The 25,711-nt window shown below is 64.8% G+C and carries 26 protein-coding genes; 11 read left to right on the top strand and 15 right to left on the bottom strand.

Annotated elements, in window-relative coordinates:
- Positions 1-80 precede the first annotated feature (80 nt).
- From METLW3_RS0115250 to METLW3_RS0115235, 4 genes are all read right to left on the bottom strand, one after another.
- Positions 81-1,388 carry a glycosyltransferase gene (locus METLW3_RS0115250; protein WP_024880748.1) on the bottom strand — a complete coding sequence of 436 codons (1,308 nt, stop codon included), beginning with the start codon at positions 1,386-1,388 and terminating at the stop codon, positions 81-83.
- Positions 1,385-2,974 carry a glycosyltransferase family 1 protein gene (locus METLW3_RS26925; RefSeq protein WP_024880747.1) on the bottom strand — a complete coding sequence of 530 codons (1,590 nt, stop codon included), beginning with the start codon at positions 2,972-2,974 and terminating at the stop codon, positions 1,385-1,387. The genes METLW3_RS0115250 and METLW3_RS26925 overlap by 4 nt, the downstream gene beginning before the upstream one ends.
- The gene (locus METLW3_RS0115240) at positions 2,971-4,077 is read right to left on the bottom strand and encodes a glycosyltransferase (RefSeq protein ID WP_024880746.1); all 1,107 of its coding nucleotides are present in this window, start codon (positions 4,075-4,077) and stop codon (positions 2,971-2,973) included. Before METLW3_RS0115240 ends, METLW3_RS26925 begins: the two co-directional genes overlap by 4 nt.
- A gap of 119 nt (positions 4,078-4,196) precedes the next feature.
- Complete coding sequence (locus METLW3_RS0115235; RefSeq protein WP_156967886.1) at positions 4,197-4,520, bottom strand: hypothetical protein; 324 nt, start codon at positions 4,518-4,520, stop codon at positions 4,197-4,199.
- A 628-nt stretch (positions 4,521-5,148) separates the two neighbouring features.
- Here METLW3_RS0115235 and minC point away from each other — a divergent pair.
- From minC to METLW3_RS0115215, 4 genes are all read left to right on the top strand, one after another.
- Positions 5,149-5,919 carry a septum site-determining protein MinC gene (gene minC, locus METLW3_RS0115230; RefSeq protein ID WP_024880744.1) on the top strand — a complete coding sequence of 257 codons (771 nt, stop codon included), beginning with the start codon at positions 5,149-5,151 and terminating at the stop codon, positions 5,917-5,919.
- A gap of 15 nt (positions 5,920-5,934) precedes the next feature.
- A complete protein-coding gene (gene minD / locus METLW3_RS0115225; RefSeq protein ID WP_024880743.1) occupies positions 5,935-6,750 on the top strand; it encodes a septum site-determining protein MinD in 816 nt (271 codons plus the stop codon).
- Positions 6,747-7,028, top strand: a complete 282-nt coding sequence (gene minE / locus METLW3_RS0115220; RefSeq protein WP_024880742.1) for a cell division topological specificity factor MinE — start codon at positions 6,747-6,749, stop codon at positions 7,026-7,028. Before minD ends, minE begins: the two co-directional genes overlap by 4 nt.
- A 134-nt stretch (positions 7,029-7,162) precedes the next feature.
- A complete protein-coding gene (locus tag METLW3_RS0115215; RefSeq protein WP_024880741.1) occupies positions 7,163-8,329 on the top strand; it encodes a hypothetical protein in 1,167 nt (388 codons plus the stop codon).
- A 4-nt stretch (positions 8,330-8,333) separates the two neighbouring features.
- Here METLW3_RS0115215 and METLW3_RS0115210 read toward each other — a convergent pair whose 3' ends face one another.
- The 4 genes from METLW3_RS0115210 to METLW3_RS0115195 are packed head-to-tail and all read right to left on the bottom strand — an operon-like array spanning position 8,334 to position 11,402.
- Positions 8,334-8,951, bottom strand: a complete 618-nt coding sequence (locus METLW3_RS0115210) for a HupE/UreJ family protein (protein WP_024880740.1) — start codon at positions 8,949-8,951, stop codon at positions 8,334-8,336.
- Entirely contained in the window at positions 8,948-9,553 is a 606-nt protein-coding gene (locus METLW3_RS0115205; RefSeq protein WP_024880739.1) for a HupE/UreJ family protein, read from the bottom strand. Before METLW3_RS0115205 ends, METLW3_RS0115210 begins: the two co-directional genes overlap by 4 nt.
- A gap of 14 nt (positions 9,554-9,567) precedes the next feature.
- Complete coding sequence (locus METLW3_RS0115200) at positions 9,568-10,536, bottom strand: HupE/UreJ family protein (protein WP_024880738.1); 969 nt, start codon at positions 10,534-10,536, stop codon at positions 9,568-9,570.
- Between the two features lie 8 nt (positions 10,537-10,544).
- The gene (locus tag METLW3_RS0115195; RefSeq protein WP_245267362.1) at positions 10,545-11,402 is read right to left on the bottom strand and encodes a peptidylprolyl isomerase; all 858 of its coding nucleotides are present in this window, start codon (positions 11,400-11,402) and stop codon (positions 10,545-10,547) included.
- A 223-nt stretch (positions 11,403-11,625) separates the two neighbouring features.
- Here METLW3_RS0115195 and METLW3_RS0115185 point away from each other — a divergent pair, with 223 nt between their 5' ends.
- From METLW3_RS0115185 to METLW3_RS0115175, 3 genes are all read left to right on the top strand, one after another.
- Positions 11,626-13,614, top strand: coding sequence for a hypothetical protein (locus METLW3_RS0115185; RefSeq protein WP_024880736.1), 1,989 nt, complete (start codon positions 11,626-11,628; stop codon positions 13,612-13,614).
- Between the two features lie 99 nt (positions 13,615-13,713).
- Complete coding sequence (locus METLW3_RS25650) at positions 13,714-14,148, top strand: hypothetical protein (protein WP_348625818.1); 435 nt, start codon at positions 13,714-13,716, stop codon at positions 14,146-14,148.
- A gap of 14 nt (positions 14,149-14,162) precedes the next feature.
- Entirely contained in the window at positions 14,163-14,786 is a 624-nt protein-coding gene (locus tag METLW3_RS0115175) for a 2OG-Fe(II) oxygenase family protein (RefSeq protein ID WP_024880734.1), read from the top strand.
- A 13-nt stretch (positions 14,787-14,799) separates the two neighbouring features.
- Here the strand turns inward: METLW3_RS0115175 and METLW3_RS0115170 are convergent, their stop codons facing one another.
- A complete protein-coding gene (locus METLW3_RS0115170; protein ID WP_024880733.1) occupies positions 14,800-17,349 on the bottom strand; it encodes a spermidine synthase in 2,550 nt (849 codons plus the stop codon).
- Positions 17,350-17,415: 66 nt separating this feature from the next.
- A complete protein-coding gene (locus METLW3_RS0115165) occupies positions 17,416-18,222 on the bottom strand; it encodes an ABC transporter permease (RefSeq protein WP_024880732.1) in 807 nt (268 codons plus the stop codon).
- 294 nt (positions 18,223-18,516) lie between these two features.
- Here METLW3_RS0115165 and METLW3_RS0115160 point away from each other — a divergent pair, with 294 nt between their 5' ends.
- The gene (locus METLW3_RS0115160; protein WP_024880731.1) at positions 18,517-18,888 is read left to right on the top strand and encodes a hypothetical protein; all 372 of its coding nucleotides are present in this window, start codon (positions 18,517-18,519) and stop codon (positions 18,886-18,888) included.
- Entirely contained in the window at positions 18,885-19,505 is a 621-nt protein-coding gene (locus METLW3_RS0115155) for a prepilin peptidase (RefSeq protein ID WP_024880730.1), read from the top strand. The genes METLW3_RS0115160 and METLW3_RS0115155 overlap by 4 nt, the downstream gene beginning before the upstream one ends.
- Here the strand turns inward: METLW3_RS0115155 and METLW3_RS0115150 are convergent.
- Genes METLW3_RS0115150 through METLW3_RS0115130 form a run of 5 tightly spaced genes read right to left on the bottom strand, consistent with a single transcriptional unit; the run spans position 19,490 to position 23,924 of the window.
- Complete coding sequence (locus tag METLW3_RS0115150) at positions 19,490-20,101, bottom strand: type II secretion system protein (RefSeq protein WP_024880729.1); 612 nt, start codon at positions 20,099-20,101, stop codon at positions 19,490-19,492. The genes METLW3_RS0115155 and METLW3_RS0115150 overlap by 16 nt on opposite strands.
- The gene (locus METLW3_RS0115145; protein ID WP_024880728.1) at positions 20,098-20,505 is read right to left on the bottom strand and encodes a hypothetical protein; all 408 of its coding nucleotides are present in this window, start codon (positions 20,503-20,505) and stop codon (positions 20,098-20,100) included. Before METLW3_RS0115145 ends, METLW3_RS0115150 begins: the two co-directional genes overlap by 4 nt.
- On the bottom strand, positions 20,490-20,942 hold the full coding sequence (locus tag METLW3_RS0115140) for a prepilin-type N-terminal cleavage/methylation domain-containing protein (RefSeq protein ID WP_245267360.1): 453 nt from the start codon (positions 20,940-20,942) through the stop codon (positions 20,490-20,492). The genes METLW3_RS0115145 and METLW3_RS0115140 overlap by 16 nt, the downstream gene beginning before the upstream one ends.
- A gap of 8 nt (positions 20,943-20,950) precedes the next feature.
- Positions 20,951-22,171: a type II secretion system F family protein gene (locus METLW3_RS0115135; protein ID WP_024880726.1), complete on the bottom strand. Its 1,221-nt coding sequence runs from the start codon at positions 22,169-22,171 to the stop codon at positions 20,951-20,953.
- Between the two features lies 1 nt (position 22,172).
- Positions 22,173-23,924 carry a GspE/PulE family protein gene (locus METLW3_RS0115130; RefSeq protein WP_084484844.1) on the bottom strand — a complete coding sequence of 584 codons (1,752 nt, stop codon included), beginning with the start codon at positions 23,922-23,924 and terminating at the stop codon, positions 22,173-22,175.
- Positions 23,925-24,283: 359 nt separating this feature from the next.
- Between METLW3_RS0115130 and METLW3_RS26920 the strand changes: the two genes are divergently transcribed.
- Together METLW3_RS26920 and METLW3_RS0115120 are read left to right on the top strand one after the other, a co-directional pair.
- Positions 24,284-24,712 (top strand): hypothetical protein, encoded by a 429-nt coding sequence (locus METLW3_RS26920; protein ID WP_157516569.1) that lies wholly within the window; start codon positions 24,284-24,286, stop codon positions 24,710-24,712.
- Between the two features lie 113 nt (positions 24,713-24,825).
- Positions 24,826-25,674, top strand: a complete 849-nt coding sequence (locus METLW3_RS0115120) for a heme-binding protein (protein ID WP_245267358.1) — start codon at positions 24,826-24,828, stop codon at positions 25,672-25,674.
- The last annotated feature ends 37 nt before the right edge of the window (positions 25,675-25,711 follow it).

The raw sequence follows: 25,711 nt of genomic DNA, 5'->3' as shown, positions 1-25,711 counted from the left end.
TTTTTGGCGGAGCTCGGAAAACATCGCTCGCTCGCCGCTGGCGGTCGGGCGATGTTTCCCGCATTTGCGGCGCTCGCCGTCTATGCCGATAGGGCCTCTCTATTCGGCGTCTGCTCGGACTCGTCGATGATGGCGGGAGCAGCCATGTCGGCGGCAGCAATTTCGGCGGCAGCCATGTCGAGACGCGGGCTGAAGAGCGAGGTGATCTTCTTGGCGATGATCGACCAGTCGAATTGCTCCTTGGCGATGGCGCGCGCCTTGGCGCGGATCGCCTCGCCGCGTTCAGTTTCCCAAACGCGCTCCCGCAGCAAGGTCTGCAGCTCGCTCGCATTCTGAGCCGCTACATGCCATCCGTCCGCGGAGACTCCGCGCGCGCCGAAGTCATTGGCGACGACCAGACATCCGGCGGCCATATAGTCGAAGAGCTTCAAATTGGTCCCGCCGCCGGAAAACAGCAGCTGCAGAGCGATGTCCGCCGAGCTCAAGAGCGCGATCTTGAGATCGTCCTCGACGTAATCGAACCAGAGCTCGTCGAAGGGGACATCGGGCCAGCCGGTGCGGTCGGCCTGCGCGATCGAGCCGATCAAGGCGACGGCGCCGTCGAACCCGGCCTCCGCCAGCAGCTGCCGCGCCTTGAAATAGGATTCGACATTCGGCCCATAGCCGCTGCCCAAAAAGACGGCCAGCGTCTTGTCGCCGATCTGCAGCTTGCTGCGAAGCTCGTCGCGGCTCGCCTTGTCCCAGATCGGATATTGCGAGCAATCGACGCCATTGGGCGCGACAGTGATGTTGCTTCTCGGCACGTCGTATAATTGCGCCATGCGGTCGGCGTCATGGGCGCTCACTGTCGTCACGAAATTCGCCTCGCGACAGGCCATTCTCTCGCCGTGGTACACAGTATCCACGAAGGAATCGAGCTGCGCTGCGCCCAGGCCGCCGCGGAAATGCTGCTCCTTTATGTCATATTCGACATTGTGCGCCTCATATATCTTGATGGCGTTCCGCTTGGCGAAGCCGAAGCCCAGAAGCGCGAGATAGGGATGCGAGGCGACGACGACATCCGCCACGCCGATGATCTGCCGCGCATCGCGCACCAACTCGTCCGAGAAATGATATTCTCTGATGCAGAGAACATCATGCGCGAGGCGCCGCGTCTTTTCCATTATGTGCCAGACGTGATGCTGGTCGCCGGGCGCCGCGGGGAAGACGATCACGTCGAAACGATCGGCGAGCTTATAGCGCCTGATGTGATCGGTCTGCTTGAAATCATAGGCGATGAGCGTGACGTCATGCTCTTTCGCGATGTTCTTGTAGACCGAGACGTAACGCGTCTGCCCACCGTCGCGGACCGGGGTGATGTCGAATGTGGAAAGGACAACGATCTTCATCGGCGCGTTCCCTTCAAGACATCGACGATGGTTGCGGCCACGCGGTCCCAGTCGAAGCGCGACGCGGCTTCCTTCGCCTTGGAGGCGAGGCGCGAGCGCAGCTCGGAATTGAGCGAGAGCTCGCTCAGCCCTTGAGCGATCGAGCTCACCGACAAAGGATCCACGAGAACGGCGGCGTTCTTCGCTATGTCCTGCATGCTGGTTTCCTGTGAGGTCAAGACCGGGACGCCGCAGGCCATGGCCTCCAGCACCGGCATGCCGAATCCTTCATAGACGCTGGGATAGGCGACGAACATCGCGCCCGAGTAGAGCGCCGACAAATCCTCATTGTCGACGCCGCTCAGCACTTTCACATGCTCGGAGAGTCCGCTGTTGGCGATCAGCCTCACCAATTCGTCATATCCCCACCCATGGGAGCCGACGATGGCCAGCTGCGGCGGATGCTCGACGCCGCGGCGAAATTCATCATAGGCCTGAACCAGACGAACATGGTTTTTACGCGGCTCCAGCGTCCCGACGTTGAGAATATAGTCTCGACGAAGGCCGAATTTGGCGATCGCGGCGTCGACCACGGGAGCAGGGCGCGGCCCGATCGCGCCGGGTCCGATCCATGAGGTCGTCAGACGCTCGGGAGAGACGCCGACATTTTCGATAATGTCCTTGCGGGTCGTCTCGGAGTTGCAGAAAATATGATCGGCGCGCTTGAACACATCGATGACATTGGCGAAATTTTCGATCGCGTCCTTGCCGAAGAAGTTCGGAAACAGGATCGGGATCACGTCATGCGCCCAGCTCGCGAGAGCGAGGCCGGGGATGGCGATCGGAATGAAATGATTCGCGAAATAGACGGTCGCGCCCATTTCACGCAGCTCACGGCCCAGCTCCTGCAAATTGAAGGCGCGCCGCTGCTCGATCGCAGCTTGCACGACCCCATTGTAGCGACGATCGAAACGGCCGTCCGCGAGGCTATAGACGACCTTGTGCCTGATGTGCACTCCGATGCGCGCTCTTTCGACGCGCGGGAAAAATTCGAGCGGGATTTCGGCGGCGCCGTTCGTCCAGCGCCAAGCGCTCTCCGGATCGTGATAGCCATTGGTGAGGCGGGCGTCGTCGAAGGAGAATTCCTGCGAGCCCTTCTCCGATTCGATGACGATCTTGCTGACGGCGACGCCGAGGCTGCGTCTGTCCGGCGAGTTCATCGTGTCGCAAGGACGGGCCGCTCGGCTGCGCAGAAACATCGCATGCCGGGGCGTCGCGCCTTCATAATAATACCACATGCCGTCCGGCGTCGCGGTCTGCGTCGTCGGCATGATCCGGCCGTCGACCTCGAAGCGCGCGCGCTCCCGATTTGTGCGCAGAGAGAAGGAGCCGGATGATTTCAGCACGCTGCGATAGATCACCCGCGGCGTGAAGGTCAGGGCCGCCATGGCGTCGGGCCGCACCTCGCCGAAAAACGGGTCGGCGACGAAAACGAATTCGGTGTCGGGGGCGACCCTGGCGGCGGCGTTCAGAAATCCGACGGATACATTGAAAATTCCACCGCTGATCGATTGCTGAAAGGCGCCGGCGTCATATGCGATGATCATGAGTGCAACCCCGCGGAGATGTCGACGAATCCCTCCAAGAATGAGAGCCACCGTCTCGCGGTCGCTTCGGAGTAGAAGTCGGTCGCACGGTCCGCCTGCTCGCGAACGATATTGTTGCGCAGCGTCTTATCGCGGCGCAGGAGCTCCAGATAGCCTGCAGGAATCGATGGATCGAGCGTGTCGAATTTGATGCCGGCCGGCCCCATCGTCTCGCCCACTGCGGTTCCGGCATAGGCCAGCACCGGACAGCCGACCGTGAAGGCCTCCAGCACGGGCACCATGAAGCCCTCGTGCTCGCTCATGGAAATATAGGCGTCGGCGGCGGCGAACAGCGTCTTGATCGCGAGGCCGGTCGCATTCTGATAGATTTTGATGTCGGCGAGGACGCCGCCCTGCACCGCCCGGCCGAGCAGCGCATGGAAATATTCGTCGCCCCAAATCTTGCCGCCGAGATGCAGCGAGGCCGAACGGCCGAAGAGCCTCTTATAGGCGGCCAGAGTGTCGATCAGAAGATCGTGCCGCTTATTGGGAACGAAGCGCCCGACGAAGACGATATTGACCTCGGAGGCCGCCTTTATGTCGAAGTAGAGCTGATTGTCGAGCTCGCGCGACGAGAAAAAGGCGTCGTTGAAGAACACGGGGATCGTCACGGGATCCCGAAAGCCGAACTCTCTCAGCTCGGCGGTGTTAAAGTCCGAATCGCCGACGCCTTTCTCGAATGCGCCGGCGAAGCGCCGCATCTGCGCGCGCGAATGATCGCACATGTCTCCGAGCCAGCTCATCGAGCCCTGGCCGCGGAAAAAATGGCCCGGCGTGACATTGTGATAGATGAGTATCTTGCGGACGGGCAGGTCCAGCAGAGCTTCGAGATCTTCGTTGAAGAACGAATAATGCAGCAGCAGCAGATCCGTATCGCTCCAAGCCATGCGCTTCAGCATGGAGACCGACAGCGTCGCATAATCGCTGATAGCGATATTGGAATCCGAGCACGCCACATAGGACGCCACGCCTCGTTCCCGTAGGATCTGATGCAGCGAGGAAATCGAGGCGCCGATCGCGTCGGCGCTAATTACCGAGGGATGATATTGAACAACACGTGACATTCATCCTCACCAGACAGATGTTTTGAAATCGAGCCCCCGTGACAGGGAGCGAAGCGGCCCGCTCGAAAATACCGTCCGTGCGATCGAGCCGCTCTCCATCGTTCCGGAGAAGCGACGCATCAAAGCCCCGAGGCTTCCGTCTCCGTCGACGACGGAGCGCGCGCGAGAGGTCCAAACACCTCCATCTGCTGCTCCAATTGCTGCGTGACGCCGGCGACGACGGCTTCGGCGACGTCGTTCATCTCCTGCTTGGCGTCCTCGAGAGCCTGCTGCAGCGTCTCTCGCTCGCGTCTCAAGCCATCCACCTCGCCGGCGACCTTGGCGACTTCCGTGGACAGGCGATCGATGGTGGAGGAGAGGGTCAGGATCTGCGCGGAAATCTGCGCCGAGAATTTGAGAAGGTAGTTTCGTTGTTCGGTCAAATGAAGCAGCAGAGAATCCATTGTCGAAACGCCGCTCGTGAATGTGAGAGGCGGTAGCTCGCTCGATGTTTCGCTCTGTGGTTGCGATCTCGCGCGAGTGACGAGCGCATGCGCGAATTCCGAAAGGCGTCGCTTCTCCGTCACCGATATCACTTTATTCATAAGAGCCTTCCATTTTTGCCAGCTCACAGTGCAAGATGTATAAAGTGAGCAGTGGATATGTCAATGAGCCTCCATTGTTATCGAAGCACATGACATGTCCTCCACGCCACGTGCGCCGATGCAGATCGAGGCTCGCGAATCGAGCGACGACGACATTTCGTGTCGCTGACGAGGACGACGGCGCCTAGCGAACGGGCGAGCGGCGCTCGCTTTGTTTGCGGCGCGCCCATGCGCGAGGCAGCCGATCGCCGAAATTCGACTCGACGACGTGATGGACTACGCGGAGGCGAGGTCATAACCAACCAGCGGGGGCGCCGATGGTCGATCTCGCGCCTTGCGACATGCACGCTTCGGACCATTCGATCTGGTCGACGACGCGCGCTGGCTCGGCCGATCCACACGGCTCACGAATTTACCTTTAGGTAATTTAACCTATTGTTAACCATGACGGCGTGAGATGACGGCGCAGCTGGAGCCGAGTCCGCCGTTGACCCAACCTTCGACTCACATTCGTTTTCGTGGCCGATCCTTTCCCGTCCTGGCCCTGGAGCCGGATGCGCCGATCGCCGGATGGTTCGAGCGGCTCGACGCCTGCCTCGAGCATTCGCCTGCCTTCTTCTCCCGCAAGGCGATCGTCATCGACGTCACCAAGCTCGGACTCGATCGCGAGACCGTCGGGGAGCTGGTGGAGCAGCTTTCCGGCCGCGGCGTCCGCATCATGGGGCTGACCGGCGTCGATCCCTCTTGGGCGTGCGACGACCTGCCGCCGATTCTCACCAATGGCCGCTCTATCGTCGCCGAGGAGGCGCCCGCCGAGGGTGGCGAGGATGCGCCGAGCCTGACGCCGAGCGAGCGCGCCGCCTTCGACGAGATCGCCCAGGCGCTCGCCGGCGGCGCCGAGGAGCAGACGCACGAGCCCGAGCGCAGCGCCGCGCCGCTCATCGTCGACACGGCGGTGCGCTCGGGTCAGTCGATCTTCCATCCCGATGGCGATGTGATCGTCATCGGCTCGGTCTCCTCCGGCGCCGATATCGTCGCGGGCGGCTCGGTCCATGTCTATGGAACGGTGCGCGGCCGAATCATGGCCGGCGCCTATGGCGATTCGCGCGCGCGCATTTTCTGCCGCCGCCTCGAGGCGGAGCTTCTCGCTGTCGGGGGCTTCTATATGACGGCCGACGAAATTCGAGACGATGTGCGTGGACGCGCGGTTCACGCAAGGCTCGAGGACGAAACGATCAAGATCACAAAGCTCGACTGAGAGGGACGGTAAAAAATGCCCAAGATATTGGTCGTCACTTCCGGCAAAGGGGGCGTCGGCAAAACGACGTCGACCGCCGCGCTCGGCGCGGCGCTGGCTCAGTCGAATCAGAAGGTCGCGGTCGTCGATTTCGACGTCGGCCTGCGCAATCTCGATCTCGTCATGGGCGCGGAGCGGCGGGTCGTCTATGACCTCATCAATGTCGCGCAGGGCGACGCCAAGCTGCATCAGGCGCTCATTCGCGACAAGCGGCTCGACAATCTCTATCTGCTTCCGGCCTCCCAGACCCGCGACAAGGACGCGCTCACCGAGGAGGGCGTGCGCCGCGTCATCGACGAATTGCGCGAGCGCTTCGACTGGATCGTCTGCGACAGCCCGGCGGGCATAGAGCGCGGGGCGACGCTCGCCATGCGCTTCGCCGATGTGGCCGTCGTCGTCGCCAATCCGGAAGTCTCCTCGGTGCGCGATTCGGATCGCATCATCGGTCTGCTCGACGCCAAGACCGAGATCGCCGAAAAGGGCGGCCGCATGGAGAAGCATCTGCTGCTGACGCGCTACGACGCCGGCCGCGCCGCGCGCGGCGAGATGCTGAATGTCGACGACGTGCTGGAAATTCTGTCGATCCCGCTGCTCGGAATCATTCCCGAGAGCGAGGATGTCCTGCGCGCCTCCAATGTCGGGTCTCCGGTCACGCTCCACAGCGGCACGAGCGCGCCGTCGCGCGCCTACGCCGATGCGGCGCGGCGCCTCTGCGGCGCCGAGGTGCCGATGGACATACCGTCCGACAAAAAGGGACTTCTCGTCAGATTGTTTGGTCGGAGGGCGGCATGAAGCTGTTCAACTTTTTCAATCGCCGCGCATCTGCGCCGGTCGCGCGCGAGCGTCTGCAGATTCTCCTCGCGCATGAGCGCGCGTCCGTGTCCAACTCCAATCTCGTCGCTCTCTTGCACAGAGAGGTGCTCGCCGCCGTCTCCAAGCACATAGAGATCGACCCGGACAAGGTAGAGGTCAAGCTGCGTGAGGGCGACGACATGTCGCTGCTCGAGATCGATATAGAGATTTCCGCGAGCGCCTCGGCGCGCGAGGCGATCGCCGACGCCGCGGCGTGAGGCACGAGACGACGCGAGCGGCGGCGATCGGCCGCTCGCATCACGTAATCATCGCGAATTGACGCGCGCCTCTCTCGTCGCCTAAGCCTCCTCGCATCGACGTCGAAAGACGTCCGCGACGAGCGGAGGAGGCGATGGCGGTCTCGACCACAAGGGCGCGCGCATTGCGTCTCTCAGGCGTCGTTCTCGTCAATGTGGCGTTGGCGATCGGCCTGCTCGCGGCGACGGAATTCATTCTCCATCGCGTCTATAATTGGACCAATCCTTTCCTCGATCACGGCGAGAATGCGCTGCGGTCGCGCGATCCCGTCTTCACCCATACGCTGCGCCCCAATTTCGACGGCTATGACGTGTGGGGGCCGCACACGCCGCGCATATTCACCAATTCGCTCGGCTTCAAGGATGCGGCGGCGCGCAGCGTTCCCGCGAGCTCCGATCGTCAGCGGATCGTCTTCATCGGCGATTCCTTCACCGAGGGAGTCGGTCTGCCTTATGAGCAGACTTTCGTCGGCCGCTTCGCGCAGGCTTTTCCCGAGATCGACGTGCTGAACGCCGGCGTCTCGAGCTATGCGCCCTCCGCCTATTACGAGAAGCTGAAATTTTATCTCGACAAGGGACTGAAATTCGACGAGGCGATCGTCTACATCGATATTTCCGACATTCAAGACGAGGCCATCTCCTATCGCTATGACGATAACGGCGTCTTGGAGCTCGGCGTCTTCACGCCAAATCCAGAAAAATGTCTGCCGAGCGCCTATCAGCTGCTGCCGCGCTCGCCGCCAGGGTGGCTGGAGAAACGATCCTTCGTCGCCGAATTCGTTTCCAATCTTCTATTCGTCAAGAAAGCCAATGCGGCGAACGCCAGCGCCAGCCTGTCGGAGCTGATGTGGCCGGGGCGCGTCTATAGCCGCGATTGGAGCCGCGCCTCCTGGACCTTCGACGATGCGGCGAGCTGCTATGGCGATGCAGGCGTGGCCGGCGGCGTGCGCAAGGCGCTGCAGCAGATGGATCGTGTTCACGAGCTGCTGGCGGCGCGCGGAATAGCGCTCTCGGTCGGCGTCTATCCCTGGCCGCATCAGCTTCTCTACGATGTCGAGAATTCGCGTCAGGCGCAAATCTGGCGCGATTGGTGCGCCGGAAAATGCAAGCGCTACTTCGATCATTTTCCCGCCTTCTTCCAATATAAGGGCGGGAATGCAGATTTTGTGCGCGATCTGTATTTCTGGGCCGATGTGCATTTCAACGGCGAGGGAAACCGCCTGCTCGCCGCGGATCTCATAGAAAAATATCGTCGCCGATGAGGCGTCAGGACGCCAAGGCCAGTCCGCCCATCATCAGTCCGAGCGCGGCTAGCCAGCTGCCGAGCGCGCGAATGGCGATAGAGCGCCAAGCTCGCGCATCGGCGCGCTCGCCACGAAATGCGAGCGTCGCCGCCGACACCAGCGTGACGACCACATAGCCGGCGATGGAAAGGCCGGCGACGAATAGCAGCCGATTGGTCTCCGGCCCGATAGCGGCGGCGTTGGCCGCGCCGCGCATCGCCGCGAGAACCAATGCGAGCCCGCCCAGCGCGGCGGCGGGAATGCGCAGTTCCGACGCCAGCAGCGCGCCGAGCAGCACCAGAGCGCCGGCGGCGATCAGCACGCCCTCCGATGTCGCATTCAGCGTCATTGCGCTCGTCACTCCGGCGGCGAGGCCGAAGGGGAAAAGCAGCAGCAGCGGCCGCGCTTTCGATGCGCCGAGCGATCCGGCGAGCATGCCCAATGCGACCCAAAGCGTCACATCCTTCAGATCGGTGAGAGGATGCGCCGCGCCGGCATAGAAATCGCCGAGCCGCGCGCCGATGATATGCGCCTTCGCGCTCGTCGCCGAGAGCAGCAGAAAGAGCGCGCCGACGCCGGCCTGTCGCGAGCGGCCGATCATCCTGCGACGCCCGCGCCGATGAACAGAAAATAGCCGCCGAGCATCGCGATCGTCGCGCCGAGGCCCTGGATGACGCGTGCGCCGAGGGGCCATCGCGATAGGGCGCCGATGAGGATTCCAAATCCGTGCAAGAGCCCTGTGGCGGTGACGAAGCCGACGCCATAGGCCATTGGGTCGGCGGCGCCGGGCAGCTCGGCGCCATGCGCATGGCCGTGGAATATTGCGAAGAGCGCGACGATGAGCGCGGCGACGACGACAGGCGGCCGGATGCGCATCGCGACGGCGGCGCCGAGAAGAAGCGCCGAGAGCGCGATCATCATTTCAGGCGCCGGCAAGGCAATGTGCAGAACGCCGAGCACGCCGCCCAAAGCCAAGACGAGAGGAAAGGCGATGGGCAGCAGAAAGATCGCCGGCGCGCCGAGCTGCGCGCCCCAAAGACCCACGGCGATCATTGCGACGAGATGATCTGCGCCCGTCAACGGATGCAGAAATCCGCTGGCGAGGCCGCCCGCCACGCCTTCGCCGTCATGCGCGAGAGCGGGCGAAGCGAGCGCGACGCTGGCGAGAACAGCGGTAACGAAGAGGCGGAGGCGAGACGACATGGGCAGAGCGCTCCTCAATCGATCGCAAGCACGCGAAGAAGGCGACCGATGAACCAGAAGGCCGCGACCGAGCCGATCGCATAGCCGGGAAGAAGATCGCGCGAGCCGGGGAGAACGGCGCCGAGGCGGCGATGCGCCCAGATGAGCGCGAGAGTGAGAAGCACGAAGGCGAGCTGTCCGATCTCGACGCCGATATTGAAGAAAGCGAGCGCCGCCGGCAGCAATCGCTTTTCGATGCCGAGCCCGGCGAGCGCGCTCGCGAAGCCGATTCCGTGAACGAGGCCGAAGCCGCCCGCGACCGCCCAAGGATAGCGGGCCGTCAATCCCGCTTCGCCGCGCCGCTGCTTCACGATCTCGACGCCGACAAAGACGATGCTGAGCGCGATGCAGGCGTTGAGCGGCCGCTCCGGCACGCCGATCACGCCGAAGGCCGCCGCCGCGAGCGATATGCTGTGCCCGATGGTGAAAGCGGTGATCGTCGTAACGAGCCGCCGGCCGACGCCGACGATCCAGATCAGTCCGAAAACGAAGAGAAGATGATCGGCGCCGAGCAATATATGGTCGACGCCGTAATTCAGATAGGTCGCGCCGAGCGTTATCCAGCTCTCGAGCGTCGGCGCCTCGGGGCCGAGAATCGACACGGTCGGATTGGCGGATGTGATGGTGTAGCTGCGCGTCTCGCCTTGCAGCGGGATGATCTTGATCAGCGCTGCAGACATGCGCGAGCCGAGATTGCCGATCGTCATCGCGCCGACGAGGCCCTTTGCGCCGCATTCGAGCTGCGGCATGCTCAGAAAGCAATGCGGCGGCGCGCGCAGATCGACGCGCGCGGCGCCGATCGTCGGCTCCATTGTCCAGCGGCCGACATAGGCGCCCTGCCGCACCTCGCGCAATTCCAGAACGCCGAGCGATGATTCATGCGCCAGCAGCGCGGCGGGCGCGAGCAGCGTCGCCGCGACGATCCATGCCGCGAGCAGTCGCATCGCTCGTCTCACGGCTCCATCCGCACGGTGTAGGAGGCCTTCAGCCGGTTGACCGCTTCCCATGCGCGCGAACGCGTCTCATCGACGCGCCATTGCCGCAAGACCTCGTCCCGTACATCCTCGAAATGCGCGGGATCGCTGGGACGGCGCGAGTCGAGGCGGACGATGTGCCAGCCTTCTTTCGATTGGAGCTTGGCCCAAGTTCCTTGCGGCAGCGCGAGCAGATCGTCGCGAAATTTCTCGCCGAAGGCGGGCGCGAGGCTGGTGACGGGGCGCGCGAGAATGGCGCGCGTGCGCTCGCGAAGCTCCTCCGATTCATGGCCGGCCGAGATGTCCTCGAGCCAATGTGTGGCCTCGGCGGAATCGGCGGCGGGCGTGAGATAGAATCCCACACGCTCCGGCTCGTCGAAGCGTTCGTGATTTTGCTCGAACCAGGCGCGCAATCGCTCCTCGCTCGGCTGCGGCAGCTTGATCTGATCGAAGATGAGCAGTTGCAGCTTATAGGCGATGCGGTCGCGGATCATGTCGTCGCCGCGATCGACGCCGAGCGACTTGCCTTCGCGATAGAGAATCTCGCTCGCCACCCAGCTGTCGATCATCGTCTGCAGCTGCGCGTCCGAGGGGGCGCGCGCTTTGTCCTCGTCGAAATTATCGATGAAGGATTGGCGCAGCGCCTTGCTCACCGTGATGACGCGCTCGTCCTTGGGCGGGGGATGCAGCGCGGCGTCGGCGGCGAAGACGAGCGCGCCGATCGCCAGAAAATGCAGGAGAGGCTCGCTTCGAAGGCGCTGCGCCGAAGCGCGGCCCGCCGACGCCGCATCGCCGAGCCGACTCCGAAGGAGAGCGAAGGAGAGGGACTTCACCATCGAGCCCATATGCTTTTCGAGTGCGTCACAAGGGCAGCCTTATGCATCGGCGCATGCCTTTTGTCATCTGCGCCATGATGAAAAAAGCGTGTTTCAGCAAGAATAAAAGCGCGTCCTTGTAATGAAACAGTCACAAGACTGTCGTTGTCGTTCTTCCATATTCCGCGCGCCGATGCGTCGCTCGACGCCGGGGGGCTCGTCTAGGTTTTTGCGGGGGATTGGCATGCACCGTTCGAAATCTGCCGTTTTGTTGACTGCTGCGTCTGTCTCGCTCGCTTTGGGTCAATCGGCGTCCGCCGGGGGATTCGGCGAGGAGTCGCGCAAGCATAATCCATATGTCGCAGGCGACATGCACAACCACAACACCTGCACCGACGGGTCTGTCGCTGCGGGCTACACGATCGATCGCGCGGTCGGAACCGGTCAGGCCGCCGCCGGCGGAACCAATTTCGATCTCGATTGGTTCACGCTCGGCAATCATGGCGGCTCGGGCAATCGCGATTGCCGCTTCGCCGACACCAGCGCCAATATTCCGGGCGAGACGACCACCACTTGGTCGCAAACCCTCGGCCAGACGATTCAGGGCATCACCATCACCGGCCTGAAAGGCTCGGCGAATGGCTCGAACATGTGGCGCTGGCAGTCGATCGGCGAGGTCGAATATCCGATCATCGTCAATCGTTCCGCGCAATATGACAAGGTGCTCGTCGAAGGTCTCGAATGGATCGTTCCGGGCCATGAGCATACGGATGTGGCGGTGATCGCCGGCCAGCATCCGCGTCATGGCGGCGACGCCGACAAGATGGCGGAGTTCGAGTTTCGCTTCGACCGCGCCGACACCGACAGCATCGGCCCGGTCGACGTCAGCAATAATCCGCTGTGGCCCGGCAAGGACAATGTCAACAATGCAGGAACCGCCGGCCATGGAAAGGCGCTGGAAGGCGTCAAATGGCTGCAGGCGAACTACCCGCTGCAGTCCTACGCCATCCCGACGCATACGGAGCGCCAGGGGCCGTTCTCAGCGACGGCCAGCAAAGGTTACAATATCGAGCATTTCCGCGACTTCAACAATGCGGCCCCGACGGTCGCTTTCGGCATCGAGTCTCCCGGCCATATGGCGGAAGGCGGCTTGACCGGCGGCTCGGGCTCCTATGGCTCCGGCGCGGTCGGCGGCGGCACTTACGGCATGGTCGGCGTCTATACGGCGAAGGTCGGCGGACTCTGGGACGGCCTGCTCGCGGAAGGCCGCAACTTCTTCATGTTCATCAGCTCGGACTGGCATAGCCGCGGCGCTTTCGGCGCGCGTGATCGCTACACCACGGCGGACTTCATTCCGGGCGAATATACGAAGCTCTATGTCCCGCATACGGGCGGCTTCCGCAATCAGTCGATCATCGACGGCATGCGCTCCGGCAACAGCTATTCGGTGAATGGCGATGTCATCGGACCGGACTTCGAGTTCCGCGCCAGCGCGCATGGCCAGTGGAAGACAATGGGCGAGACGATCGTCGCGCATCCCGGCGAGAAGATCGTGCTCGAAGTCGAGCTGACCGTTCCGGCGACGAACAACAGCCCTTATAGCTTCGACAATCCTCTGCTGGCGCAGATCGGCCAGCATCAGCCGCTGAACAAGCCGTCGATCGATCACATCGATCTCATCACCGGCAAGATCACCGGCGTCGTGTCGCCGAGCGCGCCCAATTACGCCGTGGCCAACGCCGCTGGCGTCGCCGGCGCGTCGATCGTCTATAATCCCACCGCGGCGATCGCCAAGCAGATCAATTGGCGGAACATGAAGGTCAAGAAGCAGCGCGACGGCTCGACGCGCCTCTCCTTCGAGACCACATTCACCATGGGATCGGAGCCGGGCTATATTCGCGCGCGCGGCACCAATATTCCGGTCGCGACCCCCAATGTGACGGATAGCGCCGGCAATCCGCTGCTCGACGCCAATAATGCGGCGGTCAGCTGCACGGACAGCTCCTGCCCGGCGCATCTCGAATCCGTCAATGGCGTCAAGAAAGTGACCCATGACGTGCAGGCTTGGTCGAATCTCTGGTTCTATGGGAACCCGATTTTCCTGCGTCCCGTCGGCTCGCCGAAGCTGCTCGTCGAGCAGAACGCCGAGCTCGCGCGGCGTCTCGCTTTCCAGCACGGTTTCGATCGCTGGCGTGAGGAGCACGCCGAGCGGGAACACGCCGAGCGCCATTGATCGCGCTTTTTTAGCGTAGCTTAAACGCCGGCGGCGATTTATCGTCGCCGGCTTTCTCGTTTTGCGGGTTGTTCGACGATGCGGCTTCTGCTTGTTTTCATGGCGAACATTTTCGTTTGCGCGGCCTTGCTGCTCGCAGCGCGGCGGGAGCCGCCCGCGACGCCGAGCGCGCCCGCCGCGCCCGCCGCTGCGGCCATCGAGACGACAGCGTCGGAGGACGCCGAGCCGACCCGAGAGGATTGCGTCGCCGCAGTGGATAAGGCGCAGGCGCTCGCCAATGCTCTGCCGAAGGAGCATCCCTCGCGCTACTTTGCGGAGCGCCATCTGCATCAGTCGATGGCCGAGGCCGGCAATGGCGAGTTCGACGACTGCCTCTATTGGGCGGCGGCGGCGTTCGATGAGGTGCGCGAGCTGCGGCATCAGCTGCAGCCGGGGGAAACGCTCGGCGTGCTGCGACCGGACGAGACGCCCGCCGCGCCGGCGCCCGTTCCGAGCGCGGAGAAGAAGCCCATGCGCGACAAAGCGCGAAAATAGGCCGAGGATGGAAGATGGATCAGATCGAGCCGCTTTTTCCCATTCCGCTCATGCGCTGTCCCGGCCTTTTGGACGCGGCGCTCGTCGAGGCCGCCGTCGAAGCGATCGGCAATGCGCGCATAGAGAAAAACCTTCGCTCGGAGCAGCTGTTTCATACGGAGATCGCCGACCCACGCAGCGACGAGCTGTTCCGTCGCATGTCGGATCTCGCCATTCCCAAGCTCGTCGATTTCGGCGGGCTCCTCTTCGGAGAGCGGCTGGAATGGATGGTCAAGGAAATGTGGACCAATGTTCTCGAGCCCGGCGGCAGTCAGGCGCTGCATTCGCACGCCAACAGCTTCGCCTCGGGCGTCTTCTATCTCACGCCCTCGCATCCCGGCAGCCGCACCGCTTTCGTGCGGCCGCCCGGCGGATTCGAGTTCAATTTTCGGCATCACACGCGCTCTGCGGCGATGGGGCCGTTCAATGCCGGAAAATATGTGGTTCCCGAGGCGGAGCCGGGCGATCTCATTCTCTTTCCGAGCTATCTCTATCACGAGGTGCCGCGGAATCAGGGCGGCGTGCGCGTGACGGTCGCCTTCAACGCGATCCCCGATCGTCTCGACTGCTGGGGCTATCAGATCAAATTCGCTCCGTGAGAATGGCGCGCGTTCATTCGCCGCCGTTCTCGCGCGTCATTGTTTCGCGCGCCTTGCGTCTTTGCGGCGCGGCCTCGTCGATCGCCTGCAGTAGACGCGCCGCCTCTTCGCCGCTCGACGCCACGAGCGATCGCGCCATGGAGATCAGCGGCGCATAGGCGGGATCGAATTCCGGGCTGATACGAAGCGTCTCCAGCAATCCCGGCGCGGCGGCGTCGACGAGCGCGCGGCCGCGCGGATCGCCGGGCAGAGCGGCGCCGACCTCGAGGAAGTGGTTTCGTGCGCGCCAATAGGCGGCGAGGCGCTGCGCGAGAGCGTCGTCCTCGCGCGCGAGCTCTGCGGCGTCGGGCGTCATCTCGCGCATGACGGCGAGCAGAGTTGTCCAGGGCGGCGCCGTCAGCGCGCGAACATTGCGGCGCGCGTCGAAGGTCACGAAAGGCGCATCATCGACATTGAGCGGTCCAGAGCCGGCGAAAGCCGCGAGCGCATGCGGGCCGCCGGCGTATTGGCCGAGCAGATCGATCGGCGCGGCGAAGCCGAGCGGCCTCACGACTGCGGCCATCGCAGGCTCGTTCAGTCGCGCGGCAAGAGCGTCTATGTCGAGAGGCGCATCGTCGCTGCGTCCGACGAGCGCGAGCATGGGCGTGCGCACGCTGTAATGATTGAGCCAGGCGGAGGCGCCGGGATAGACGGCGCGAAAGCTGCGAATGATCGCGCGCAGGGACGGCAGATCGAGCTGATAGAGCGGCAGCCATTGGCAGAAGAGACCGCCGGGCGCGAGCCGCTCGCGCGTCGCCGCGAAATGCTCCACCGTGTAGAGCGCGCCGCTTCCATCCAGCGCCGGATGAAACAGATCGGCGACGATCACGTCATATTTCGCGCGATCGGCGAGAATGTAGCGGCGGGCGTCGGCGACATGCACTTTCGGCTCTAGCGAGCGCGTTTCATCGGCGAACCATGGCAGGAGCGCCACGACCTCCGGCGACAGCTCGACGCCCTGCGCCTCGACGCCGGGCGTCATGGCGCCGCCGATGAGAGTGGCTCCGGTCCCGACGCCGAGGAAGAGCGCTTTGCGCGGCTCCGGATGCAGCAGCAGCGGCAGCATGGCCTGCCGAAAGTCGGAGCGCACCGAACTGGTGCCGCCCATGCGAAAATGGCCGTTGACGTCGAGATAGCGCACGCTGGCGGCGTCGACGACGACGCTGGCGGTGACAGTCGGTCCGTCGAGCGTCGCCAGAACGCGTCCGCCTTGCGGCGCGCGGATGAAGTTGGGCGCGGCGAGGGCGAACAGCAGAGCGCCGGCGAGCATCGGCGCCGCCATGGGCGCGAGCGATGTGAGTCGGGGACGCAGCAGTAGCAGATAGCCGAGCGCGATCGGTATGGTCGCGCGCCATGCGCCGAATGTCGGTATGAGAAATTGCGCCGTCACAAAGGGCGCGAGCGCGGCGCCGAGACTGTTGACGCCGACCGCGAAACCGAGAGAGCCGCGCAAATCCTGCGCCTTCTGCGCCAAATGGCCGAATAGCGCGCCCATGGCGATGGAGGGCAAGGCGAAAAGCGCGAAGGCGGCGAGGAGCTCGCCGGCGGCGCCGAATCCGCTGGCGCTTTCGGCGGCGTGCAGCACGCTCGGCGCGAGCGCCGTCGTCGAAAGGCAGGCGGCGGCTGTGGCGGCGAGCAGCCAGCCTATGCTGGCGTCGCCGAAGCGCCGTCCGAATTTCTGCCACGCCAAGCCGCCGACGGCGGAGCCGAGAAGATAGGCGGCGAGCAGGCTGGCGAATGTGTAGACGGTGTCCTCGAGGACTTGCGCGGCGAGTCGCACGATCGTCATCTCGAAGGCGATGCCGAGAAAGCCGGTCGCGAAAAGAGCGCAGAGCAGGCGCGTGGCGGTCGCGCGCGGCATGCGGGGGGAGGGGCTCGGCTCCACCCTTCTCTGCAGCGCGACGGCGCCGATCGCGCAGGCGGCGTTCACGCAGGCGAGAACGAGCAATGTTCGTGACAGGCCGAGCTGCGGCATCAGCGCGAAGGCCGAAGCAAGCGCGCCGAGCACCGCGCCCGCCGTATTGGCGCCATAGACGCCGGCGGAGACGCGCGCATCGCCCGACAGCGCCTTGGTCATGCGCGCGAGCGCGGTCAGCGTTCCGCCCATCGCTGTCGTCGCGGGAAGCAGCAGCAAGGCCGGCAGGGCGAAGCCGAAGGCCCATAGCGCGGCGGGGGAGGGGTCGACGCCGAGCAGCGCTGGCGCTAGGTGCGCCGCCTGCTCGAGGACGAGGACGCTCGCCGCGCCCCAGAGTCCTATGGCCGCTTCCAGCAGCGCATAGGCGAGAAAGGGCGAAGGCGTGTTGCGGATGAACCCGTCGAGGAGGAAGGCGCCGAGGGCGAGGCCGGCGAAAAATCCGGCGATCACGCCGAGCACGGCCATCATCTCGGAGCCGACGACGAGGCTCGCCATGCGAGTCCAGACGATCTCATAGCCGAGACCGGCGAAGCCTGATGCGACGGTGATCGCGATCAGCGCCGTGAGCTCGATCCGCGCCCGGCGCGCCGGATCGATATAAGTCCGCATCGTCTCATCATCCGTGAAGCCGCGAAACTTCCCGCCTATCGCGGCTTCGATACGGTTTGATGACGATCAGCGTAGCGACAGCAGATGGCCGCGGGTCATGCGCTCGATCAGCAGGCTCACGAAAATCATGCCGACGCCGAACTCGAGCACATAGGCGCGGTCCAGGAACCCGGCGCCCACGCCGTCGTAGTACGCGTAGCGCATCCATTCGATCGATTGCGCGATCGGATTATAGGATTGCATCGTGCGATAGGGCTCCGGCAGATTGTCCGGCAGAAAAACGGTGCCCGAAGCGAACCAGAGCAAAATGCGGAGCAGCGAGAACATCAGCGCCCACATCGGCATGGCGAGAGCCAGCGTGCCGTTGAAGAATCCAATGCCGACGCCCAATATGATCGCGGCGGCATAGGCGAGCGCCGCCTGCTCTATGTCGCGCGGCGCCAAATTCTCGCCGAACGCCGATCCGAGGATGAGCAAGATCAGCACGACGGTGCAGGAGGAGAGGATTTCGAGCAGAATGCTGGAGATCAGCGCGTCCATCACCTTGACTTCTGGAAAGGCGAAGAGAGGTCGGCTCTGAAGGACTGACATCATCATGAAGGTGGAGAGATAGGCCTGTACTTGAAAAGGCACAGCGCCGGTCGCCACGAAAAGCAGGGTGCTCTCTCCAACGGGAGCCATGCGGGAATTGAAAACAAAGAGCAGGATGATAACCAGCGTATGCACGAGCGGCCAAGCGATCGCGACCAGATAGCCGAGGCCATGACCGAAGAAGCGCGTGCGAATATTGCGCAGCATCAAGGCGAACAGCACGAGGCGCTGGCGCCGAAACGCGTCCCGAAACTCCGATGTCGCGCTCTGCGTGGCGTACATGGGCTGCCTCCACTCGGGTTTGGCGATCTCCCGGCCGGAGCGCGCGGATCAGGGGCGAAGGATATCGCCTCGAATAGGTTTCGAATATGGCGCCCGTGCGGCGCGGAAGCGCGATCGAGCCCGGCGTTCCAGCAGATCGATTCGATATCGCAATCCTCGGGCCGCGGCAAGATTGGCCGGGCCGGCGCCGCGAAACGCGGAGCTTCTTGATCCGCCGGCGGCTTTCACCTAATAGAATTGCCGGACGTCAGCGCGTTTCGCATTGGCGGTCTCTTTGCGGAATGGGGCGTTTCGATGCGCGGAGCCGCGAGCGTCATATCGATCTGCGCCCTTACGCTCGGCGCGCCCTGCTTTGCGGCGCCGTCCGGCGTCAGCGTGGAGCCGGAGGCGCTCGCGCATTATTCCTATTGCGTCAACGAGGCGAAGGACCGCAGCTTCGTCTATGTCCTGTCGCGCCAGATCCTCTATCGCTGTCACGGCGACGTCGCCATCTCCTATTTCAACTATCTCGGCCATCGTCATGTCCTGGAGCGGCGTCTCGAGGACGAGACCGGCGTCTATCTGTTTCGAATGATCAGCGGCGTTGGACGATGCTGGACCAAGATTCTCGACGAAGCGCGTCTTCCCGTCTCGGCCTTCGGCTGCGAGATCTACGTCGATATTTGAACGTTCCGGCGCGCCGCCGCGCTGCGCTCGTCGAGACGGCCATCCGGGCGGCGACTGCGCGCGGGGAGGGGCGCGCGCTGGCGCATGTCGTCTGGATCGCGCTCGCCGCTCTCGCCTTCGCCTTTCTCGATCTCGCGCAGCTCGGATATTGGGCGGCGCCGACGCTGGTTCTATTCGCCGCGCTGGCTTTCGCCTCTGTCTTCGACGCGCGCTTCCTCATCATTCCCGATGGGCCGCTGATCGTCCTGCTGCTGCTCGGCCTCGCACTGCTGCCGTCCGATGGCGAAGAGGCGGCGCTGCGTCTCGCGGGCGCGGCGGGCGGCTATGCGACTCTGCGGGCGATCGATATGTCCTATCGGCTGCTGCGGGGGCGCGCCGGGCTCGGCCTCGCGGACGCGCATCTGCTGGGCCTCGCGGGCCTGTGGCTGGGGCCGGCGGCTCTGCCCGGCTGCCTGCTCATAGCGGTGGTCTCGGCCTTCCTCTCGGCGCTGATTGCGGCGCGTGACGGCGCGCTCGGCCATATGGCGCAGCCCATCCCCTTCGGTCCGCATCTCGCGCTCGGCTTTTGGCTCTGCTGGAGCCTCGGGCCGCTGGAGGCCGCTCAGAGCGGGTTTTGACGAATGCGCACGGTGAAGGAGGCGTCGATGCGCTTGCCGCGGCGTGTTCCCGCCAGCCGCACTGCGATGAGCTTCGGCGGCGTGTCGCGACCCACCCACTCATGGGTCCAGACGGGTGGAGCATTGGGCTCCGGCGCGCCGAAATAGGAAAGCTCGAAGGTGGCGAGGCCGCGCAGCGCGGTGGCGGAGCGCGACCGGCCGCCGCCGCCGAACCAGGCCTCCTGCCGCAGCACCCCGGAGCGCACGTCCAGATCGTCGCCGGAGGCGGAAATCTCGGTCAGCGCCAGGCCGCCCCAATCCGCGCCGCCATCGCTCGTCGTCACCAGGCGAATGCGGTTCGCGCGGCCTTCGAAGGCGACCGTCGGTCGGCCGTCCCGCCTGTCCAGCTGAACGGGAAAGGCGCGGGACAAGATCGCCTCCAGCGCGCCGGCGGCCTCCTCCACCTCCTGCACGCCTTCATAATCACGGCCGGTCTCCCAGACGCGCTTGCCGAGCCGAAAGCCGCCGGCGATGGTCCCGACGATCAGCGACATCAGCGCGATGGAGAGCAGCGCCTCGATCAGGGTGAAGCCGCGGGCGCGGCGCGGAATTCTCATCGCGCCGGCCGATTTGCGTCGATTTTGACCGTGCGCAGCGTCAGCGCGTCGCCGGGGGCGGCGTCGCCCGGTCGGCGTATGGCGAGCGCCACGGGGCAGGCGACGATCTCGCCGAGACCGCCGGGGTCGGCGGACGAGCGGCACGGGCCGACCGAAAGGCTCCAGACGAGTCCGTCCGCATAGCGCCCGGCGCTTTCGCCCATGGTGAGCGGCGCCGCGACGCCCAGCGCCTCCAGCTGCGAGCGTCCCTGCCGCGTCGCGCGCAGCAGGAAATCGCCGCGGCTCTCATTGCGGGCGCCGAAGCCGACGCCCTGCAGCAGACCGCCCAGCACCAGCGCGAGGATCAGAAAGGCTGCCAGCGCCTCGATCAGCGCGAAGCCGCGCCGTGCTAATGGAAGGCGCATCGCGTCGCTCCGGTGAGCCAATTGACGTCGATCTCCGCGCGCGCGCCGGCGACGCCGATCGTCAGCCCGCCGCCCGAGGAGCCGCCATCGGGGAAAAAGGCGATGGCCCCGCGCGAGGGCTCCGTCCGCTCCCGCGCCGAAACGGCCAGCTCTATGGCGGCGTCCTCCGGCAGCGCCGTCTCGGCGACGGCGGGGGAGAAGAAGGCTTTGCGCCGCAGATCGATCGTCAACGCCTGCTCGCTGGCGGTGGAGATGGCGCGCATGCGCGTCGCGCGCAGCCCGGCGCAGAGCGCGCGCGTCGCGCTTTCGACGCGTAGACGCGGCGACGGCCGGCGCGCGAATTGGCCCGCCATTCCGGCGAGCAGCGCGACGATTAGCAGAATGGCGAGCGTCTCCAGCAAGGAGAAGCCGCGCCGGCGCCGCGCGCTGCGCGTCACAGGCGGCCTCATCGCAGAGCGAGATCATTGATGCCGAGAACGGCGTCCATCACGGTCATCACCAGCCCGCCGACGACGGCGGCGATGAAGATGGTGAGGGTCGGCGTGATGAGGCCGACGGCGCGCTCCAGGCTGCGCTGCGTCTGCCGCTCGAACATCGCCGCGAGCCGCAGCAGCATGTCGTCGAGCCGCCCCGCCTCCTCGCCGATGCGCGCCATTGTCGCCGTCGTCGGCGGCAGGCGCTCGACCCGCTCCAGCGCGGTGCTCAGCGCGCCGCCGCCGCGCACCGCCTCGATCACCTTGGCCAGCTCCGCCGAGAAATAGCGATCCGACAGCACGGCGCGCGCGCTTTCGAGGCCTTGCAGCAGCGGCACGCCGGCCTTCAGCGAGGAGCCGAGCGTGTAGGCGAAGCGCGCCATCTGCAATTTGGCGCTCAGCGGCCCGGCATAGGGCAGAGCGAGCAGCGCGCGATCGAAACGCACGCCGAACTCCGGGCTCGCCGCCGCATATCGGCGCAGCGAGACGATGAGCGCGATGAGGAGCGCGAGCGCGCCGACGGCCCATCGCCAATGCGCCGCGACATCGATGACGAATTGCAGGCCCGCCGGCATGGGCTGGCCGCTGTCGACGAAGATCGGCGCGATATTGGGGACGAGCGCGCTCAGCACCACAGCCGTGGAGACGATGGCAAGCACGATCAGCAGCGCCGGATAGACGAGCCCGCTCTGAATGCGCGCGCGCATCTCGAGGCGGCGCTCCAATATATCGGCCATATCGCCGAGCGCCTGCGCGGCGGCGCCCATGGTCTCGCCGGCGCGCACGATGTTGATGTAATCGGGGCCGAAGAGATCGGCGCGCGTCGCCAGAGCGTCGGAGAGAGACGCGCCATCGACGACGCGCCGCAATATCTCATCCGCCAGCGCCCGCAAGGCCGACGTCGCGCTCTGCGTCGCCAGCAGGCGCAGGCTGTGGTCGAGCGGCACATCGGCCTGCTCCAGCGTCGCGAACTCGCGCGTGAAGGAGGCGATGTCGGCGGGCGAGGGCTTGCGCGCGCCGAGTTGCAGAGACAGCAGCGAGCCCTTGGCGCCGGCGCGCGTCTCGCGCAGCGAGAGCGGCGTGAGCCCGCGTCGCCACAATGCGTCCTCGGCGTCCTCGCTCGAGCGCGCTTCTATGTCGCCCTCGATCAGATCGCCGATCGACGAATAGGCGCGATAGCGAAAATTGGACATGTCAATCGACCTGCGTCACGCGCAGCACTTCGTCGACGCTGGTCTCGCCGCGCCAGGCCTTGCCCATGCCGCATTGATACATCGTCGTCATGCCGGCTTCGCGCGCCGCCGCCGCCATCGTCGCCTCGGGCGCCGCCTCGCAGACGAGCCGTCGCATGGGCTCGGTCATGATGAGCATTTCCGCGATGGTCGAGCGGCCGGCATAGCCCGTGTGGCGGCAGGCGGGACAGCCGACCGGCTGCCTGAGCCGCTCCGGCTCGCGCGTGAAGCCTTCGCCGGCGAGGCGGCTGCGCCAGCTCGCGCGCTCCGGCAGTGGGGTGCTGCAGGATGGGCAGAGACGCCGCACCAGACGTTGCGCCATGATCGCCTTCACTGTCGAGGCGATGAGATAGGGCTCGACGCCCATGTCGATGAGGCGCGTGATCGAGCCCACCGCGCTATTGGTGTGCAGGGTCGAGAAGACGAGATGGCCGGTCAATGACGATTGTATGGCGATCTTCGCCGTCTCGGCGTCGCGTATCTCGCCGATCATGATGATATCCGGATCCTGGCGCAGCATGGCGCGCAGGCTGCTCGGAAAATCGAGGCCGATGGCCGGCTGCACCTGCACCTGATTGACGCCGGCGAGCTGATATTCGATCGGGTCCTCGACGGTGAACACCTTCACTTCCGGATTGGCCAGCTCCTTGAGCGCCGTGTACAGCGTCGTCGTCTTGCCGCTGCCGGTCGGGCCGGTGACGAGCGCGATTCCATTGGGGCTGCGCATCACCTTGCGCAGCGAGGCGATGACGCCGGGATCGAAGCCGAGAGCCTCGAAATCGAGCGCCACTTGGCTGCGGTCGAGAATGCGCAGCACGATGCTCTCGCCATGCGCGGTCGGAATGGTGGAGACGCGAAAATCGATATCGACGCCGCGCACGGCGAGCTTTATGCGCCCGTCCTGCGGCAATCGCCGCTCGGCGATATCGAGCCGCGCCATGATTTTTATGCGCGAGGTGATGGCCGCTTTGAGTCCCGGCGGCAATGTGTCGACCGTGCGCAGCGCGCCGTCGATGCGATAGCGCACCTGCACCGCGTCGAGCCCGGGCTCGATGTGAATATCCGAGGCGCGCGCCTCGATCGCGCCGCCGACGATCTGATTGACGCGCCGAATGACCGGCGCCTCATTGGCGATGTCGCGCAGGCGCTGCAGATCGAAATCGCTGGCGTCTTCCGCACGTATATCGGTCTCGACGAGCGCCGATCCCTCGGAGCGCTCGCCATAGAGGCTGGCCCAGGCTTTCTCGAACAGCGCCGGCGTCGCGATGCGCAATTCGAGCGCGAGGCCCGTGGAATAGGCGAGCGCCTCCATCGGGCCGTTCTCCAGCGGATCGGTGACGGCGAGCGTCAGCCGCTCATGCGTCGCGGCGAGCGGGAGAATGCCATTGGCGCGAATGAACTTCTTGGGGATTTTTGCCTCGAGCACCGGCTCGCCGGGCGTCTCCTCCGCCGACATCACGGGAATGCGCAGAAATCTGCCGAGATGAATGCAGAGATCATTCTCGGACACGAGTCCAAGCTTGGTCAGCACATGGTCGAAACGCTCGCCGCTCTGCCGCGCGGCGCGCTGCGAGCGTTGCAGCGCCAGCTCGTCGACGACCTTCTCGCTCAGCAGATAGGCGCCGAATTCCTCCAGCAGCGCGCCGCTCTGCGCGTTCGGCCGCGGCGACGTCGCTTGCGAAGACGTTCCTTGCGAATATGCGCCGTCCATCATCGCGACCACTCGTTGGGAAAAGCTCGGAATATCCCCGCCGCCCTCTGCTGTCGAGGCTCTGGCGCTATGCGGGATCGGATGGTAGCCTCGCAGCGTTCCAGGCGCAATCGCGCCGAGCAGCGAACGAGCGAGCGTCAATGTCGTCGGCGTCGGTGGAGCCGAGGCGCCGCCCCCTCGGAAGGGGCCGGCGCGCGTCTCATATTTTGTTATTTTTCGCGGCGATCGCGTCCGTTTGTCTCGTTGCGCCGGGCGCTGTGGCGGGAACGTCATATTTATTCGCTACGGCGGAGGCCTGCATCGCTTCCGGGCGATTCTCGCGACAGGGGTGCGCGCATGCATTCGGCAATTCGCTGATCGAATTGCGCGAGCGCATCGCGCGTTTCCAGGCGCGGTGGAAATGCGAAGCGAAGTATCGTCTATGCGAAAAAGACGCCGGCGCCGAGGAGGCCTATCGGCCGACATTGCTCGGAGTCGAGATCGTGACCGGCGGCGAGCCGAAGGTCACGCCGATCCTCGCCGTCGAGACGCCGCCGCGCACATTCACGGCGCAGCCGATCTCCCGTGCGATCGAGCCCATGCCGCATTTCGCCGTAGGTTTCACGCCCATTCTGCCAGCCGGACGCTTTCATGCGAAAGCGAAGGGCGCGGCGGAGGAGGCCTCGCAGAACATCGACGAAGAGGTGGTCGATATCGACGCGTCGCCGCCGCGCGACGATGTCGGCCCGGCGCGGCGCGAATCTTCCGCGGCGCGTCGCCAACGCCTGCGCGCGGCGCCTTTCATCGACTGACTTTGTCGTCCGGCGAGCGGAGCGTCGCTGGGATTGGCGACTAGAGCGCGACTGTGCTAAGACCGCGGCGTATATCATTCTGCACTTGAAAATGAACTGTTTGGGGAGACGCCATGAAAATCGCCAAGATGAAAATCGCTAAGAAACTGATGCTCGCCGGAGCTTTTATTGCGCTGTCGTCGGCGACGGCTTCGGCCCATGGCCGACAGAATTCTTGCTCGAACCTGCCGAGCTGGTCCCAATTGCGTTCGGCGCTGATCGGAGCGCGCGGCGTGGCCGGCAACAACGGCCTCGGCTTGCACATGTGGGCGACGATCGTCGCCAATGACGGAACCGTCTGCGCCGTCGCCTTCACCGGCTCCGACTACCGCAGCCAATGGCTCGCGAGCCGCGTCATCTCGGCGCAGAAAGCCAATGCCGCCAACGGCCTCAGCCTGAGCAAGGGCGTCACGCCGAGCGGCAGCGCCGTGGGAACGAACGGTCTCGCGCTGTCGACCGCCAACCTTTATTCGGCGGTTCAGCCGGGCGGCAGCCTGTTCGGCCTGCAGTTCAGCAATCCAGTCGATCCGGACGCCGCTTATGAGCAGAGGAACGGCCGACCGGCAGATGCTGCGACCTTCGGCCAGCCGAACGATCCGATGGTCGGCGATGCGATCGGCGGCGTCAACGTCTTCGGCGGCGGCCTCGCTCTCTATGGGCCGAATGGCGTCAAGATCGGCGGCATCGGAGTGAGCGGCGACACATCTTGCACCGATCACATGGTCGCCTGGCGAGCGCGCCACAGCCTCAATCTGGATTATTTGTCGGGCGTCGGCGGCGTGAACGCCACGGACGCGACGCGGCCCGACAACATCATCTTCGACATTTCGGGCGGCGCCAGCGCCAGCGGCTGGGGGCATCCCAACTGCGTCGGCGTGGGCAATGGAACGCCGGTTCTGAGCACGCTGCCCGCGGTCCAATGAACGCTGGCTGACGAAATTCGACGGGGAGCGCGACGCC

The sequence above is a fragment of the Methylosinus sp. LW3 genome (assembly GCF_000527115.1).
Lineage (GTDB): Bacteria > Pseudomonadota > Alphaproteobacteria > Rhizobiales > Beijerinckiaceae > Methylosinus.
The sequence above is the reverse complement of the archived record's forward strand: the minus strand, read 5'-3'. Positions and strand labels throughout refer to the sequence as shown.